General features: G+C 49.5%; 11 protein-coding genes, 2 pseudogenes and 1 other annotated feature. Of the genes and pseudogenes, 10 read left to right on the forward strand and 3 right to left on the reverse strand.

Annotated features, from left to right (window positions below):
- Nucleotides 1-122 precede the first annotated feature (122 nt).
- The 8 genes and pseudogenes from secD to KNO91_RS01375 all read left to right on the forward strand — a co-directional run bounded on the left by secD (nucleotide 123) and on the right by KNO91_RS01375 (nucleotide 12759).
- A pseudogene (secD, locus tag KNO91_RS15450) lies at nucleotides 123-2340 on the forward strand (protein translocase subunit SecD).
- Nucleotides 2341-2376: 36 nt separating this feature from the next.
- Nucleotides 2377-4734 carry a single-stranded-DNA-specific exonuclease RecJ gene (gene recJ / locus KNO91_RS01345; RefSeq protein WP_251126504.1) on the forward strand — a complete coding sequence of 786 codons (2358 nt, stop codon included), beginning with the start codon at nucleotides 2377-2379 and terminating at the stop codon, nucleotides 4732-4734.
- 1 nt (nucleotide 4735) lies between these two features.
- Nucleotides 4736-5254 (forward strand): adenine phosphoribosyltransferase, encoded by a 519-nt coding sequence (locus tag KNO91_RS01350; protein ID WP_214702380.1) that lies wholly within the window; start codon nucleotides 4736-4738, stop codon nucleotides 5252-5254.
- A gap of 189 nt (nucleotides 5255-5443) precedes the next feature.
- Nucleotides 5444-7633, forward strand: a complete 2190-nt coding sequence (locus KNO91_RS01355; RefSeq protein WP_074035181.1) for a RelA/SpoT family protein — start codon at nucleotides 5444-5446, stop codon at nucleotides 7631-7633.
- Nucleotides 7634-7649: 16 nt separating this feature from the next.
- Nucleotides 7650-8093, forward strand: a complete 444-nt coding sequence (gene dtd, locus KNO91_RS01360) for a D-aminoacyl-tRNA deacylase (RefSeq protein ID WP_031421442.1) — start codon at nucleotides 7650-7652, stop codon at nucleotides 8091-8093.
- Between the two features lie 38 nt (nucleotides 8094-8131).
- Nucleotides 8132-8366: a binding site (T-box leader), on the forward strand.
- 45 nt (nucleotides 8367-8411) lie between these two features.
- Complete coding sequence (hisS, locus tag KNO91_RS01365) at nucleotides 8412-9692, forward strand: histidine--tRNA ligase (RefSeq protein WP_214816079.1); 1281 nt, start codon at nucleotides 8412-8414, stop codon at nucleotides 9690-9692.
- Nucleotides 9689-11461, forward strand: coding sequence for an aspartate--tRNA ligase (gene aspS / locus KNO91_RS01370; protein ID WP_214789275.1), 1773 nt, complete (start codon nucleotides 9689-9691; stop codon nucleotides 11459-11461). The genes hisS and aspS overlap by 4 nt, the downstream gene beginning before the upstream one ends.
- Before the next feature lie 170 nt (nucleotides 11462-11631).
- Nucleotides 11632-12759, forward strand: coding sequence for a DUF1465 family protein (locus KNO91_RS01375; protein WP_214815769.1), 1128 nt, complete (start codon nucleotides 11632-11634; stop codon nucleotides 12757-12759).
- A 116-nt stretch (nucleotides 12760-12875) separates the two neighbouring features.
- Here KNO91_RS01375 and KNO91_RS01380 read toward each other — a convergent pair whose 3' ends face one another.
- Together KNO91_RS01380 and KNO91_RS01385 are read right to left on the reverse strand one after the other, a co-directional pair.
- Nucleotides 12876-13097 (reverse strand): hypothetical protein, encoded by a 222-nt coding sequence (locus KNO91_RS01380; protein WP_214794286.1) that lies wholly within the window; start codon nucleotides 13095-13097, stop codon nucleotides 12876-12878.
- The gene (locus KNO91_RS01385) at nucleotides 13070-13420 is read right to left on the reverse strand and encodes an iron-sulfur cluster biosynthesis family protein (protein WP_214794284.1); all 351 of its coding nucleotides are present in this window, start codon (nucleotides 13418-13420) and stop codon (nucleotides 13070-13072) included. Before KNO91_RS01385 ends, KNO91_RS01380 begins: the two co-directional genes overlap by 28 nt.
- 120 nt (nucleotides 13421-13540) lie before the next feature.
- Here KNO91_RS01385 and KNO91_RS01390 point away from each other — a divergent pair.
- Together KNO91_RS01390 and KNO91_RS01395 are read left to right on the forward strand one after the other, a co-directional pair.
- Nucleotides 13541-15254 (forward strand): annotated as a pseudogene (locus KNO91_RS01390) (ABC transporter ATP-binding protein).
- Between the two features lie 99 nt (nucleotides 15255-15353).
- Nucleotides 15354-16394, forward strand: coding sequence for an alcohol dehydrogenase family protein (locus tag KNO91_RS01395; RefSeq protein ID WP_214815772.1), 1041 nt, complete (start codon nucleotides 15354-15356; stop codon nucleotides 16392-16394).
- Nucleotides 16395-16419: 25 nt separating this feature from the next.
- Here KNO91_RS01395 and KNO91_RS01400 read toward each other — a convergent pair whose 3' ends face one another.
- Nucleotides 16420-17073 (reverse strand): YczE/YyaS/YitT family protein, encoded by a 654-nt coding sequence (locus tag KNO91_RS01400; protein ID WP_214794280.1) that lies wholly within the window; start codon nucleotides 17071-17073, stop codon nucleotides 16420-16422.
- Nucleotides 17074-17246 lie beyond the last annotated feature (173 nt).

Here is a 17246-nt window from a genome sequence, read left to right on the forward strand (position 1 = left end):
GGCGGTATTTCAGTGAAGAGACGTTACAATTTTAGGAAAATGATTGATAAATGTTTAGAAAATTTGTAATGTTAACGAGAGAAGTTATATCAAGAACAGTGGTTTAGAAAGGAAATAGTCGTATGTACAAAAAAGGCAATATTGCGATTTTTGCAATCATCATGATTGCGACAATCCTGCTCGCTGTGTTCTCGACACCTTGGGTCGTCAAGAACACGAACCTCGGACTCGACTTAAAAGGTGGATTCGAAGTTTTGTATGAAGTACAACCGCTCGAAGACGGCGACGTCATCGACGAGTCGGCGATGAATGCAACCGTTCGCGCCATCAACAACCGAATCAACGTCCTCGGGGTATCCGAACCGGACGTTCGAATCGAAGAAAACAACCGAATCCGTGTCCAGCTCGCTGGCGTGTCGAACCAAAACGAAGCGCGCGAAGTCATCTCGTCTACGGCGCAATTGACGTTCCGTGACGTGAACGACAACGTCTTGCTCGACGGGAAAGATTTGGCGCCACGTGGTGCGGCTCTTAGCTACAACCAGCAAGGACAACCTGTCGTTGAGTTGACGCTACAGTCAGCCGATCAGTTTGGTGAAGTGACGTCAGAAATCTCGCAACGTCCTGCTCCTGAGAACCGTCTTGTCATCTGGCTCGATTACGAAGAAGGCGACACATACGAGGAAGAGATTCAAAAAGAGAACTCGAAAATCGTATCCGACGCTTCTGTTAATGGACCGATCTTGTCAGACAAAGCCATCATCTCTGGTGGCGGGATCGATGCGGAGAGCGGACAACGCCTCGCCGACATCTTGAACGCAGGGGCGCTCCCGGTTAAACTCGATGAAATCTACTCGACGTCGGTATCGGCTCAGTTCGGTCAAGACGCATTAGAAGAGACGGTGTTTGCCGCTTCTATCGGGATCATTGCCGTATTCATCTTCATGTTGTTCTTCTATCGTCTACCAGGACTCGTGTCGATCATCACACTTGTCTTGTATATCAACTTGATCATGCTGTTCTTCAATGGGATTAACGCGGTCTTGACGCTCCCGGGGATTGCAGCACTCGTCCTTGGGGTCGGGATGGCCGTCGATGCGAACATCATTACGGCGGAACGAATCAAAGACGAACTGCGCTCCGGGAAGTCAGTCTTATCGGCGTTCCGTGCCGGTAACCGCCGGTCGCTCAGTACAATCATCGATGCCAACTTGACGACGCTCATCTCAGCTGCGGTCTTGTTCTATTTCGGACAAAGCTCGGTCAAAGGATTCGCCGTCATGCTCATGATCTCGATCGGGATGACGTTCATCTCGAACGTATTCATCTCACGTTATTTGATGCACCTCCTTGTCTCAAGTCGTCTGTTCGACAAACGTAAAGGATGGTTTGGTGTGAAGGAGAGTGAAATCCGTGAACTTTAAGCTTACTGAATGGAATTACGTCAAACATATGCGCACGATGTTCTTAGTCTCGACGGCAATCGTCGTTCTCGGAATCGGTCTCTTGTTCTTCCGAGGATTGAACCTTGGGATCGACTTCGCTTCAGGAACACGTGTCGAGGTATTAACAGAAGAGCGTGTCTCACAAGAAGAGTTTACGCAAGCGTTCAATGATGCAGGGATTGACCAAGAAATCTCGAGCGTCCAATATGCCGACGAAGGTCGTTTGGCATATGTGACGTTCGTCGGACAACTAGGTCAAGAGGAAGTCGCGAGCGTCAAGACGGCGTTCACGGAGCAGTTCGGTAACGACCCGAACATCAGCACCGTGTCGGCTCAAGTCGGTCGTGACTTGGCGAAGAACGCCTTGTACGCGGTAGCCGTTGCTTCAATCGGGATCATCTTGTACATCACGGTCCGTTTCCAATTCTCTTATGCGGTCGCGACCGTGGTGGCGATGCTACACGATGCGTTCTTCATGATCGTCGCGTTTTCGCTCTTTGGGATTGAGGTCAACCTATACTTCATCGCAGCAATCCTGACGATCATCGGTTATTCCGTCAACGATACGATTGTTACGTTCGACCGCGTCCGGGAGAATATCACGTCGTATGAAAAAGAACGGAAGATCCGTTCGATGGATGTGTATGAGTCAATCATCAATAAATCGATTCAAGATACGATTGTCCGTTCGGTCAACACCGTCATCACGGTACTCGTGACGGCCATTGCCTTGTACGCGTTCGGTGCCGAATCGATTCGAAGCTTCTCGCTCGCATTGATCATCGGGCTCTTCATGGGGATGTACTCATCTATCTTCATCGCGTCATACTTGTGGTTGTTAATCAAACGTACGACCATCAACAAGAAAAAAGATACGCCGGTCACAGAGGCGTAACGAGTGGGTCTCCCTTCAAACGGGAGACCTTTTTAAATGTCAAGACGGCACATCTTTCACGCGGTCTGCTATAATCTACAATTGATTGGAGTGAAGGACATGTACCATTCGAAGAAACAGTGGCTCTACCCGGAAACGAACCCGGACGACGTCACACGTTTACAAAACGAATTAAATATATCAGCACAACTGGCGACGTTACTCGTTCAGCGAGGTCATCAGGACGTAGAAGCGGCCAAGGCATTCTTGTATGCCGAGGATGAACTCGTCTTTCATGACCCGTATTTATTCGAGCAGATGGAGAAAGTCGTAGCCCGCATCAAGCAAGCGGCGGACGAGGGTGAGATGGTACTCATCTATGGAGACTACGATGTCGATGGTGTCAGCGCATCTTCGGTCATGTGGCACGCTCTGACCGAGATTGGTGTCATGGCCGAATGCTACATCCCGAACCGCTTCACAGAAGGGTATGGACCGAACAAGGAAGCGTTCCAATGGGCAGCGAACGAAGGCTTCACCTTGGTGATCACAGTGGACTGTGGAATTTCAGGGATTGAAGAAGCGACGCTCTTAAAAGACCTCGGTGTCGATTTGATCATTACCGACCACCATGAGCCGAAAGAGACACTCCCGGACGCGTATGCGATCATCCATCCGCACATCGATCCGAGATATCCATACGATAAGCTCGCCGGTGCGGGGGTCGCGCTGAAGGTGGCACATGCCGTCTTAGGAAGAATGCCAGAGGAATTGCTGGATTTGGCTGTCCTCGGAACAATCGCTGACCTCGTCCCACTCGACGGCGAAAACCGATTGCTCGCAAAAAAAGGAATCGCGGCACTCGAAGCTTCGAAACGACCAGGCATTTTGGCGTTACGTGAAGTATGTGGGCTCGGCGATAGCGTGTTGAACGAAGAATCCGTCGGTTTTGCGTTCGGTCCGCGGATCAATGCGGCAGGACGTCTCGATTCGGCGATGCCAGCGCTACAAATGCTCCTTGCCGAACATGTCGAGGAAGCGCTCGAACTTGCGAAGCAACTCGATAAGCAAAATAAAGAGCGTCAAGATATCGTCAAAACAATCACCGCTGAAGCGAAGGAACTCGTCGAAGCGTCCATGACCGAGGACCGTGTACTCGTCGTCGCGAGCGAGAAGTGGAACCCGGGTGTGGTCGGAATCGTCGCCTCTCGTCTTGTCGAGGCGTACTATCGTCCGGTCATCCTCCTTTGCCACGACCCGGAAACAGGGAAGGCAAAAGGTTCAGGCCGGTCGATTGACGGGTTTGACTTGTTTAAAGAACTCTCGAAGAACGAAGACATCTTGCCGCACTTCGGGGGACACCCGGCAGCTGCAGGGATGACGCTTCAGTCCGAGAACGTCGCTGAATTGCGTGAACGGTTGAATCGTCAAGCAGAAGGGATTCCAGACGATGTATTCGTGCCACGGGTCAATGTCGATTTGAAACTGACGGTCAATGACGTCTCGCTCGATCTCATCTCCGAGATCGCGAAACTGGCACCGTTCGGCATGGGGAACCCGTCTCCACGGGTCGTCGTTGCGGATGCCAAACTGCGCGATATTCGTCAAATCGGACGTGACGCGACACATTTGAAAGTACAGCTCGCTGGAGACAAGCGTGAACTCGATGGCATCGGCTTCGGGTTCGGACACGTTGTCTCTGAAATCTCGCAGATGGCTCACATCTCGGTGATGGGCAGTCTTCAAGTGAACGAGTGGAACGGGATGCGAAAACCTCAGCTCATGATTCAAGATTTACGTGTCGATGACTTCCAGGTGTTCGATTACCGCGGGAAGAAAAAGTCGGTACAAGAGTTGAAAGACTTGCCGAAAGAACATACGTCGTTCTTGTCGTTCCAAGGAACAGCCGAAGATTATCCACTTCATGAAGGAGATGAACCACTCAATCGTTTCGTCGTCTTACTCGACCTACCTGACGATGAAGAGGTTCTTGCAGAAAAACTTCACGAGGGTGTCGAGCGAATCTATTGCGCCTTCGGTCAAGGTGACTCGTTCTTCGAGCGTCTCCCGTCACGTGAGGATTTCCGAACGTATTACGTGCACATGGCGACATGTGAACGGAAAAATCTACGTGAAAACCTGATTCGTCTGTCAAAAGAACGAAAATGGTCAAAAAATACGATTCAATTTATGCATCAAGTATTCTCTGAACTCGAATTTCTTGTTACAATGGAAGACGGACTGCCTGGAGTCAATCCAGAAGCACCGAAACGCGATTTGACCGAAGCGCCGTGCTATCAACGCCGGATTGGGCGCCAACAACTCGAAGAACGTTTCGTTTATGCGTCATTGGCAGAGCTCAAAGAGCGGTTACAATCGTTGCGATCGAACAAGATGCAGGAGGCATACACATAAAATGGATTTCAAACAGCATATTAAAGAAGTAGCAGATTATCCGAAAGAAGGAATCAGCTTCAAAGATATCACGTCACTTATGCAAGATGGCGAAGTCTACAAGAAATCAGTAGACGAGCTCGTCGCTTATGCACGTGAGCGTGGGGCAGAGTTGATTGCTGGACCAGAGGCGCGCGGATTTGTCGTCGGTTGCCCGGCAGCGTACGCACTCGAGCTCGGATTTGTACCAGTTCGTAAAGAAGGAAAGTTACCACGTGAGACAGTACGTGTATCATACGGTCTCGAGTACGGAACGGACATCTTAACGATGCACAAAGATTCAATCAAGCCGGGACAACAAGTCGTCATCTTGGATGACTTGCTCGCGACAGGTGGAACGATTGAAGCGACCATCAAAATGATTGAGCAGCTCGGTGGAGTTGTAGCAGGAATCGGGTTCTTGATTGAACTCGACGGACTCGGCGGACGTGAGCGTCTTGAAGGATATGACATCTTCTCACTCATCCGATACGAAGACTAATTTTTAAACGGGAAGCATATGCTTCCCGTTTTTGAATAGTTTTTGAGGAAAATAACCTACAACCTTTGACAGGTCGTCAGATTTTTTCGATAATGGTTATAAAAATTATAGAATCTTGAATATAAACTACTACCATGCTGCGACGAATCTGAGTCGATTGGAGCGGTAAGAAAAAGGGTGTCGAATGTTATGACCAAAAAACAAATCGTAAGTATTGAGGATCTTCTCGACGCGCTCGGGGAGTATATGGGTGACGACGATATTGCCGAAGTGAAACGCGCTTACGAATACGCAAAACTTCATCATACCGGTCAGTTCCGACGTTCGGGCGAGCCCTATATCCTCCATCCGGTCCAAGTGGCCGGCATTCTCGTTGATATCGGCTTAGATGCCACGACGATTATCGGAGCGCTCTTGCATGATGTCGTCGAAGATACGGATATTTCGTTACAGCAATTGACGGACGATTTTGGTCCGGACGTGGCCATGCTCGTCGACGGCGTCACGAAACTTGGGAAAATCAAATATAAGTCGAAAAAAGAAGAACTCGCAGAGAACCATCGGAAGATGATTATCGCGATGGCGGAAGACGTGCGCGTCATCTTGATCAAGCTCGCGGACCGTCTCCACAACATGCGGACGCTTCAGCATATGCCGAAAGAAAAGCAAGTCCAAAAGGCAGAAGAGACGCTTGAAATCTTTGCGCCGCTCGCCCACCGCATGGGGATCTCGACGATCAAGTGGGAGCTCGAGGATATTTCGTTACGTTATATCAACCCGCAGCAATACTACAAGATCGTCTCGATGATGAAACAAAAACGAACGGAACGAGAAGCACTCGTCACCTCTGTCATCACGGAAGTGAACGGAGTCCTTGAAGAAGTGCATATCGATGCCGACGTCAACGGTCGACCGAAACATATCTATTCCATCTACAACAAGATGGTGAAGCATAAAAAAGAATTCAATGAAATTTATGATTTGATGGCGGTCCGCATTATCGTCGACTCGATTCGTGATTGTTATGCGGTACTTGGGATCATCCATACGCAATACAAGCCGATGCCAGGACGCTTCAAAGATTATATCGCCATGCCGAAACCGAACATGTATCAGTCGCTCCATACGACAGTGATCGGTCCGAAGGGTGAGCCGCTCGAAGTCCAGATTCGGACGAAAGATATGCATTTCATCGCCGAATTCGGGATTGCGGCACACTGGGCATATAAAGAAGGCAAAAACGTCTCGACGAACGGGTTCGACGAGAAGATTGCCCATCTTCGTGAGATTCTTGAGCTTCAAAAAGATACGACAGATGCCGAAGAGTTTATGGAGTCGCTTAAAGTCGACTTCTTTAGCGACATGCTCTACGTCTTTACACCAAAAGGGGACGTATTCGAGTTGCCGAAAGGCTCTGTCCCGATCGACTATGCCTACCGGATCCATACGGAAATCGGCCATCGGATGACAGGTGCGAAAGTGAACGGTCGGATGGTGCCGCTCGACTACAAACTCGAGACAGGTGACATCATTGAAATCATCACGTCGAAGCATAGTTACGGACCGAGCAAGGACTGGTTGAAACTCGCTGTTTCGAGTCAGGCGAAGAACAAGATTCGCCAATGGTTCAAACGTCAACAGCGTGAAGAGAACGTCGAGAAAGGGAAAGATCTCGTCGAGGCGGAAATCAAGAAACTTGGTTTTGAACCGAAAGAAGTAATCGATGAGCCTGCACTCAGTATCGTCGTCGAGAAATTCAACTTCGGGAACGAGGAAGAGATGTATGCCGCGGTCGGTTATCAAGGCATCACTGCCGCTCAAGTCGCACATAAGTTGACGGAGAAGCAGCGGAAAGAACCGAAACTCGAACTCTCTGAAGCGATCAGTGAATTGAAAGTCAGTCAGGCACCGAAGAAGAAAACGACGGAAGCGGGCGTGACGGTCAAAGGGATCGACAACATGCTCGTTCGCATGAGTCGTTGCTGTAACCCGGTACCGGGAGATGAGATCGTCGGATACATCACTCGTGGACGCGGCGTCTCGATTCACCGGAAAGACTGCTTGAACATCGTCAACGAACAACATCCCGAGCGTCTCCTCGACGTCGAATGGGAAGTCGGACAGGCGAAAGAGAAGAACTATAACGTCGATATCGAAATCACAGGATATGATCGTTCAGGTCTCTTAAACGACGTCCTTCAAGCGGTTTCCGCGACGAATACGAATATCGTGGCCGTCAGCGGTCGTGGCGACCAAAACAAACAAGCCCGCATCTCGATGACGATTTCGATTCCGAACGTGAATCATTTGCAGAAAGTCGTCGAGCGCATCAAACAAATCTCAGACGTGTATTCGGTCAGCCGAGTCATGATGACGTGACGAAAGGAAGAGGAACGTGCGTGTATTATTGCAACGAGTGAAAGAAGCATCGGTCACAGTCGAGGAAGAAGTCGTCGGGGCAATCAACGCCGGATACTTGCTTCTCGTCGGCGTGACACATGAAGACACAGAAGAAGAAGTCAACTGGCTCGCCGACAAGGTGACCGGGCTTCGTGTCTTCGAAGACGATCAAGAAAAGATGAACTTATCGATTCAAGATGTGTCCGGTCAGATTTTATCTGTCTCTCAATTCACATTGTATGGAGATACGATGAAAGGACGTCGACCTGCTTTCACAAAGGCGGCGAAACCGGACATGGCTGAGACACTCTATGAAAAGTTTAACGAACGACTTCGGTCAAACGGACTCGTCGTCGAGACGGGACGCTTCGGGGCGATGATGGACGTCGCTCTCGTCAATGACGGCCCGGTCACACTCATGCTCGAAAAAAACGCTTGACAGATGCCGGCTTCATTCGGCATCATGAAGCATATAGTCAAACACCTACGATAAAGAAGAGTACGGTCAACCCACCAGCAAAGAGAGCGATGCCTTGGCTGAAAGCATCGACTGGATGATGACCCGAACGACACTTTGGAGGTGCTCCCTTGAAAACGAGTAGGGGGAGCCGTCTCATCGGGCGTTAACCGATTTCGAGTGGCAGAGTTTCAAGTAATGGCTCTGCAACGAGGGTGGTACCACGGGAAACTTACACAGGCTCTCGTCCCTTTGCGGACGAGGGCCTTTTTTGTATTTTTAAGGAGGGAAATAAGGATGATGAAAGCACCACGCGGTACACAAGACCTGCTTCCGGGCACGGTCGAGACGTGGCAATATGTCGAGGAAAAACTTCGCGACATGAGCGCCCGTTACAACTATAAAGAGATCCGCACACCAATCTTTGAAACAACGAACTTGTTCACACGCAGTGTCGGGGAAACGACGGACATCGTACAAAAAGAGATGTTCACGCTCGTGAAGAAAGGGAAAGACGAGTACACGCTTCGCCCAGAAGGAACAGCATCTGTCGTTCGTGCGTTCGTGACGAACAAACTGTTCGGGAATCCGGACCAACCGACGAAGCTCTATTACATGGGACCGATGTTCCGCTATGAGCGTCCGCAAAAAGGTCGTTTCCGTCAGCTTCACCAATACGGTGTCGAAGCGATCGGCAGTAGCGACCCGGCCGTTGACGCAGAGGTCATCAGTCTCGCCTACTCGATTTACAAGTCGTTTGGCCTTCAAAAAATCAAAGTCGTCGTCAACTCGCTTGGGGACGCGGAAAGCCGCAACGCCCACCGCGATGCGCTCATCCGTCACTTCGAGCCGGTGGCAGGCGAACTTTGCCAAGACTGCCAGTCACGCCTGTATAAGAATCCGCTTCGCATCTTGGATTGTAAAGTCGACCGCGATCACCCGTCGATGAAGACGGCACCGTCGATCCTTGAATATTTGAATGAAGAGTCGAAAGCCTATTTCGATCAAGTGCTCGCTCAACTCGACGCACTCGGTGTCGCCTATGAAGTCGACCCGACGCTCGTCCGTGGGCTCGATTACTACACGCACACGGCGTTTGAAATCATGTCCGAGGCAGAAGGATTCGGCGCCATCACGACACTTTGTGGCGGCGGACGCTACAACGGTCTCGTACAGGATATCGGCGGACCAGACATGCCAGGAATCGGGTTTGGAATCGGATTGGAGCGCCTCGTCCTCGCATTAGAGAATGAAGGAGTCTTACCTGAACTTGAGACAGGACTTGATGTCTTCATCGTTGCGCAAGGTGAGAAAGAAGTCGAATTAACGGCGACACGTCTCTTACAACTCCTTCGCATGGAAGGGTTCAAGGCAGACCGTGATTACCAAGGACGCAAGTTCAAAGGACAATTCAAACAGGCGGATCGCCTGAAAGCCAAGTTCACAGTCATCTTAGGGGATGACGAAGTCGAACGCGGTGCAGCCGCCTTGAAAGATATGACGACTGGTGAACAAGTCGACGTGCCGCTCTCGGCCGTCGCAGACAAAATTCGTGAACTATCGGAAGGAGCAGGACAATGATCGGACGCACACATATGAACGGCCGCGTGACAGAGTCACTCATCGGCCAAGAAGTACAATTAAAAGGATGGGTACAAAAACGACGTGACCTCGGAGGCCTCATCTTCATCGACCTTCGTGACCGCACAGGGATCGTCCAAGTTGTCGTTCGCCCAGAAAACGAAGCAGTCCACAAGCTTGCGGAGACGATTCGTAGCGAGTTCGTTCTCGACGTGAAAGGGACGGTTCTCGAGCGCGAGAACAAGAACCCCAACATGCCGACAGGAAACATCGAAGTCATCGCTTCAGAAATCAACATCTTGAACGCAGCGAAGATGACACCAATCCCAATCGGTGACGAAGCAGAAAACGTCTCAGAAGACCTTCGCCTCAAGTACCGTTACCTCGACCTTCGTCGTCCGGCGCTTCAAGAGACGTTCCGTCTCCGCTCGAAGACATCGAACACGATCCGTAACTTCTTGACGGAGCAAGAGTTCCTCGAAGTCGAGACACCAATTTTGACGAAGTCGACACCAGAAGGCGCACGTGATTATCTCGTCCCGAGCCGTGTCCACGGTGGTGAGTTCTACGCACTTCCGCAATCGCCACAGCTCTTCAAACAGTTGCTCATGGTCGCAGGATTTGACCGTTACTTCCAAATCGCGCGCTGCTTCCGTGACGAAGACCTTCGTGCAGACCGTCAGCCTGAATTCACACAAGTCGACATCGAGACGAGCTTCATGGACATCGAAGACTTGATGGCGATGATGGAATCGATGATGGGCCAAGTGATGGAATCGACACTCGGTCGTACGGACACACCAGCGAAGTTTGAGCGCATGACTCATGAAGAAGCGATGCGTCGTTTCGGTTCAGATAAACCGGACACACGTTTCGGTCTCGAACTCATCGACGTGGCAGACGCTGTGAAAGGTGCCGGCTTCAAAGTATTCGACGCCGCACTCGAATCAAATGGACAAGTCAAAGCAATCAACGTCAAAGGTGAGGCGGACAACTTCTCGCGTAAAGACATCGACAAGCTTCAAGAGTTCACGGCAGTTTACGGTGCGAAAGGTCTCGCATGGCTCAAAGTGACGGCGGAAGGCTTGAACGGCCCGATCGCGAAGTTCTTTGACGAAACGTATGCACAGAAGTTAATCGAAGCAACGAATGCAGAAGCGGGTGACCTTCTCCTCTTCGTCGCATCGAAACCAACTGTCGTCGCAGACAGCCTTGGCGCACTCCGCGTCAAACTTGGTCACGACCTCGGTCTCATCGACGAGTCGAAGTTCAACTTCCTTTGGGTGACGGACTTCCCACTCGTGACGTTTGAAGAAGAAGACGGTCGTTTCTACGCGAACCACCATCCGTTCACGATGCCAAACCGCGAAGACCTTCACCTTCTCGAGACGGATCCGGCAAGTGTACGCGCGATTGCGTATGACCTCGTCTTGAACGGTTACGAGCTCGGTGGCGGTTCACAGCGTATTTATGAGCGTGACATCCAGGAGCGCATGTTCAAATTGCTCGGCTTCACGCAAGAAGAAGCAGTTGAACAGTTCGGCTTCTTACTTGAAGCGTTCGAATACGGAACACCACCACACGCGGGGATCGCACTCGGTCTTGACCGTCTCGTCATGATTCTTGCAGGTCGTTCGAACCTTCGTGACACAATCGCCTTCCCGAAAACAGCTTCGGCAAGCGACTTGCTCACGCAAGCGCCGAGCCCGGTCGCGGACGCACAACTTGAAGAGTTGTCGATTCGTACGGCAGTAAAAGAGAAAAAGTAATAAGGTTCAGACAGGATTCGTCGTTCTCGGCGAATCCTTTTTTATATGTTTCTGACAATTTTGTATGAGGGTATGATACGATTATGGAATAAAATGTATTTTTGAAAGTAGGGGAAATGTTGAAGCGAATCAATATGTTGACATTAGGGGTATGTCTAGGAGTTGCAACGATGTTATCTGGGTGTACGGATGACACAGAAGCTGTACCAGAAGTTGAAGAGGTTGTTCAAGAGACGGAGACGAATACAGAAACGACACCGGATGCACCAGCAACATCCGAACCGAAGGAAACATCGGAACCAGCCATTCGTTTACAAAGTGCGGGAGAGAGCGAATCGATTGGGGAAGTCGAATCGTATGACTTATCTCTATTCTTTGCAGATCAAGCACCGATGATCGCACCAGAGCACATCACGGACAATCAGATTGTCTATACGGAGTTGATTGAAGAAAGTAGCAGTCAAATTAATGTGTACGATACGGAACATCATACAAATGACAATATCTATACGTCCTCGAAAACGATAGGGAATCTAGTCGGGATTCAAGATGAAGTATTTTGGATTGAGTATGCACCAGCGGAAGGGTATGCATATGAATGGTCGCTTTTTAAGATGTCATTGAGCGAACTAAAGCCTGAGCAATTAGCTGAAGGTGTTAGTCGATTTGAGACACCAGTTCCATATGTAACAGCTTCTGAAGATGCTGTCACGTGGGTCAATTATGAAGCGTCAGCATCGGATACGAAGACGACTGTCATGCAGTTCTCACCGATGTCAGATTCGATTCAAACGATTGAGGCATTCACGCTCCAAGAAGAGGGAAAGCGTGACGGGGAATATATTTTTGACTATCGCTCGGGTGAGGAAGCAATCATCCTACATAAAAGTATCTTTAACGAAGGGAACCTGACGAGCAGATTAATTACAACTGACGGGTCATTTGATGAAGAAGTCAGTGCACTGATTGATTTTGAACGAGGGAGCAAGTTTGTCTCACTTGGTATAGAAGGAAGAGTCGAATTTTTATCCACGACTCCGTCGCCTGTAAAATATACGTATAACGGTTCGCAGAAAAACATTACATTCGATGCGTTTCGTTATTTGCGTGACGATTACATTTTGTTCCGTGAAGGGATGAATCGATTGCTCATCGCAGATTTAAAAGAAGAGACCGTTTCGTATTTACCGAATGACGGTGGAACGTTATCCAAGCCAATTTTTAAAGATGGCAAAGTGGCATATGCTGAATTTGAAGGTGAGGGATTAGTTCGTTTCTATGTCATTGATGTAAAGTAATATAAAAAAAGAAATCGTTAGAACGATTTTTATGAAAGGAGGAGGTTCGCAGATGCGAACCTCCTTTCTTTTATATATAAAAAAGGAAGATTCGTCTATGAAAGACGATATCTCCCTTAATTCTTTTTTTCATCCCGTTGCATATACTTCGCTGTACGCTGCAACGCAAACCCGAACGCAAAGAGCGAAGCGATAACTGCGGACATCGTGTAAACCGAATCGGTGAACGCCAGATAGATTCCGAACAGTCCGAGTCCGAAGCTTAGGAGGAACCATAGCCACAGGATCGGATGTTCTCGTAACGCCTGTTTCATCGGCTCGGAACGTTCAGCTGGCAACCCGTGCCGTCTGTGACGAGTAGATTCGAATTGAACACTTGTCCGTCACTCTTCAAGACGAGCGTGCGACGGTCTTCGAGGAAGTCGATTTTCATCTGTTCATCTAAAAATACTTTCGTCCAGTTTTTGATTAAGATCGGACCGAGGTTCGAGTCAATCTCGACGTCTTCTGGAGTCTTCTCCGTGACATATCGAATCTCAAAGATTCCGCTGTTTCCACAGCCACAACCTTCCGTCTCATAGAAGAGGTGCATCTGTCCTTCACGTTCGCCTTTCAATGACTCGATTCGTTCGAGCGCACGTTCTGTAATGTGTACATTCATGTGTATCACTCCTTATTTTCATTATACGCCGATTGAAAAAAGAATGAAAAAGGGATGCATCCTGTTTTCCACCTTTCGGAAAAAAGCGTACACTTAGAGTGTTGAGAAGGGGGAGACAGGATGATTTCACGTTTTTTTAGTTATTATCGACCACATAAAAAGTTATTCATGCTCGATTTTTCATTCGCGATTCTCGTCGGACTGCTTGAACTCGGGTTTCCGCTCGCCGTTCAATGGTTCATCGATGACTTATTGCCAGGTGGGGAATGGAACTGGAATTATCATCGTCAGCATCGGTCTATTGATCCTATACATATTGGCCATGATGATGCAGTACGTTGTCAACTACTGGGGGCACAAGCTCGGGATTAACATCGAGACAGATATGCGGGAAGAGTTGTTCACGCATATTCATAAACAGTCGTTCCGATTCTTTGATAATCATAAGACCGGACATTTGATGAGTCGGGTCACGAACGACTTGTTCGATATCGGGGAAGTAGCGCACCACGGACCGGAAGACTTCTTTATCGCCATCATGACGTTACTCGGTGCGTTCGGGATCATGTTCTCGATCGACCCGGAACTCGCGCTCGTCACCGTTGTCGCTGTGCCGTTCCTGATTATCATGATCACATATGCGAATAAGAATATGAATAAGGCGTGGCAAAAAATGTACACGAACATCGGGGAAGTGAATGCGCGCGTCGAAGACAGCGTTTCTGGGGCACGTGTCGTCCAGTCATTTACGAATGAGGCGTTTGAAATCGGGCGTTTCCAAAAAGACAACAACTTCTATCGTGGCTCAAAAATTGAGGCGTATCGTGTCATGAGTACATCGCTCGCCGGAATTTACATCACGACGCGTCTGATGACACTACTCGTCCTCGTCTACGGGGCGTACTTAACGTATGAAGGGCAGTTGACATACGGACAGCTCGTCGGATTCATTTTGTATATGAACTTGCTCATCAAGCCTATTGAGAAGATTACGGCACTTCTAGAGATGTATCCGAAAGGGATGGCCGGGTTTAAACGATTCACGCAGTTGCTCGATGAAGAGCCAGACATCGAGAACCGTGCCGATGCCATCGAGGTCGAGACATTGAAAGGCGATATTACTTTTGACGACGTCTCCTTCGGTTATTCAGATTATCGCCAAGTGTTGACGGATATTGACTTGTCGATTGAGGCAGGAACGACCGTTGCCTTGGTCGGAACGAGTGGGGCAGGGAAGACGACCATCTGTTCACTCATCCCTCGCTTTTATGACGTGACAGAAGGTGCGATTTCGATTGACGGCATGGATATCCGTGACATGACGAAAGAGAGCCTACGTCGCCAAATCGGAATCGTTCAACAGGACGTCTTCTTATTTGCCGGTACGCTACGGGAGAATATCGCTTACGGGAAGCTTGACGCGACCGATGCAGATATCATGCATGCAGTGGAGAAGGCGCATCTCGGCACACTTGTCGAGGAACTTGAACACGGTCTCGACACACAAATCGGTGAACGTGGACTGAAACTCTCTGGTGGACAGAAACAACGGATTGCCATCGCCCGCATGTTCTTGAAAAATCCGCCGATCTTGATTTTAGATGAGGCGACTTCGGCGCTCGACACGGAAACCGAGGCGATCATTCAAGATTCACTCAATGAACTGGCGGCGAATCGGACGACGCTCATCATCGCCCACCGCCTAGCGACGGTAAAAAATGCGGATCGCATTCTCGTCGTGACGGCAGAAGGAATTGTGGAAGATGGGACGCACGAAGAACTTAGCCAAAAAGGCGGCGTCTTCACGAACCTGTTACAACGCCAACAGCTCTAAACGGAAGGTCACCTCTAAAAGGTGGCCTTTCTGGCGTGATATGGGTGGTTCGTGGGTAAATACATATGGATGAACGAAAGAGAAGGAGGAAGATACACCATGAAAGCTGTACAAGTCGTAGGATATGGGGATGTCGATCAACTCCAAGTGGTTGATATCCCAAAACCGACACCGAAAACGAGAGAAGTACTGATTAAGGTGCGCGCCTGTGCCATCAACAATACAGAGATTTGGATGCGAGAAGGGGCGTACGGAACTGGAGAGAAGTCGGGTTGGCGTCCGGAGGGTGTCCAGTTCCCGCGTATTCCTGGTTCAGATATCACGGGAGAAGTTGTGGAGCTAGGGGACGGGGTCGACCAAGGGATGATGGGACGACACGTCGTCCTGTTCCCTTTCACCTCGAGCGGACCTGAACGGAAAGAACATTTATCGGACGATATGTCCTTTATCGGTTCAGAATATGACGGGGGTTATGCAGAATACGTGGCGTGGCCGGCCGAACTCTGTTTTGATATGCCACTCGATGATTTCGTCGAGAGTGCGGTCTTTTCCGTGAGCGGACTCACAGCGTGGCATATGAATGAGCAGTTACACATCCGTTCTGGTGAGACGATCGTCGTCACAGGTGCGAGTGGAGGTGTCGGCTCGCTCAACGTTCAGATTGCAGCGAACGTCTTCGGCGCGAAAGTATTCGCGATCGTCGGTGATTTGAAAAACAAGCAAGAATTGAAAGCGTTCGGGGCGACCGAAGTCTTTTCGTATCGGTCTGAGACGCTCGCCGATGACATCATCGCAGCAAACGGTGGACCGGTCGATGCCGTACTCGATGTCGTGGGGGATGCGCTATTTGATGTGTCTCTAAACATCTTGAAAAAAGGAGGGAAGTTCTGTATCTCTGGTTCGGCAGGAGGACAGACGACCCATCTCGATTTTCGGACACTGTATTTGAAACATATTGCGATGTACGGGTCTGTTCTCGGGACACGGCATGAGTTCGCGGAAATGTTGCGCTCGATTGCCGAAGGGAAGCTGAAACCGGTCATTGACCGGACGTTCCCGCTTGAAGAGGCACGTGAGGCACAGACGTATTTTAAACAATCGGGTAAGTTCGGAAAGATCGTCTTAATTCCGAACACATAAAAAGAGAGGGCAGCCCCTCTCTTTTTCATGCGAATTTTACTTTGAGACGATCGACGTAGGCGATGAACAGGCGGAACCGTTCTAGCCAAAACTGGAAGAACGGACCGATGAGGAAAATCGATAAGACGGTCCCGAAGAAGAGTGGTCCGCCGAGCATCCATCCGATGAGACAAGCGGTCAGTTCCATCCAGGTTCGCATGGCACGGACAGATGTGGCAAAACGGTCTGCTAAAGCAAGCGTCAATCCATCGCGTGGACCGGCACCGTACCCGACGGCGACATAGAGACCAGCGCCCATGCCCATCACAAATATGCCGAATGTGAGCCAAACGATATTTACAATCATCCCTTCGAAAACAGGGAGCCATTGCTCATTCAAGATCAAGTTCATGAACACCCCGACGAACACCGCGTTGACTAGAGTTCCGAACTGAGGACGGATGCGGTCGAGTATGTATTTAAATAGGACGAGTAAAAGACCGACACATAAAATCACCGTTCCGATTGAAATCGGAAGATGATGAGCGATTCCGATATGGAGGACGTCCCACGTGGAGACACCGAGGTTTGCGGTGATCATAATCGATGACCCGAGTGCGAGTAAGAACAACCCGGTCATGAAGAGACCCCATTTGAAGAGAATGCGTAAAAAGTGGATGGATCGGACGTGCACGAACATCGCCTCGTTTCAATGAAATGATTGGTATATCTTAGCACAATCGATTTAAAAACATAAAAAAAACGTCTCAGCATATTGGCTGAGACGCATGACTTATTTCTTCGGCGATTTCTTTGCTTTGTTCTTTTTATAGTAATCGTAGACGAACGGTGCGACCGCCGTCGCGATTTTAA

The organism is Exiguobacterium sp. s59, assembly GCF_018617475.1.
Taxonomy (GTDB): Bacteria; Bacillota; Bacilli; order Exiguobacteriales; family Exiguobacteriaceae; genus Exiguobacterium; species Exiguobacterium aestuarii.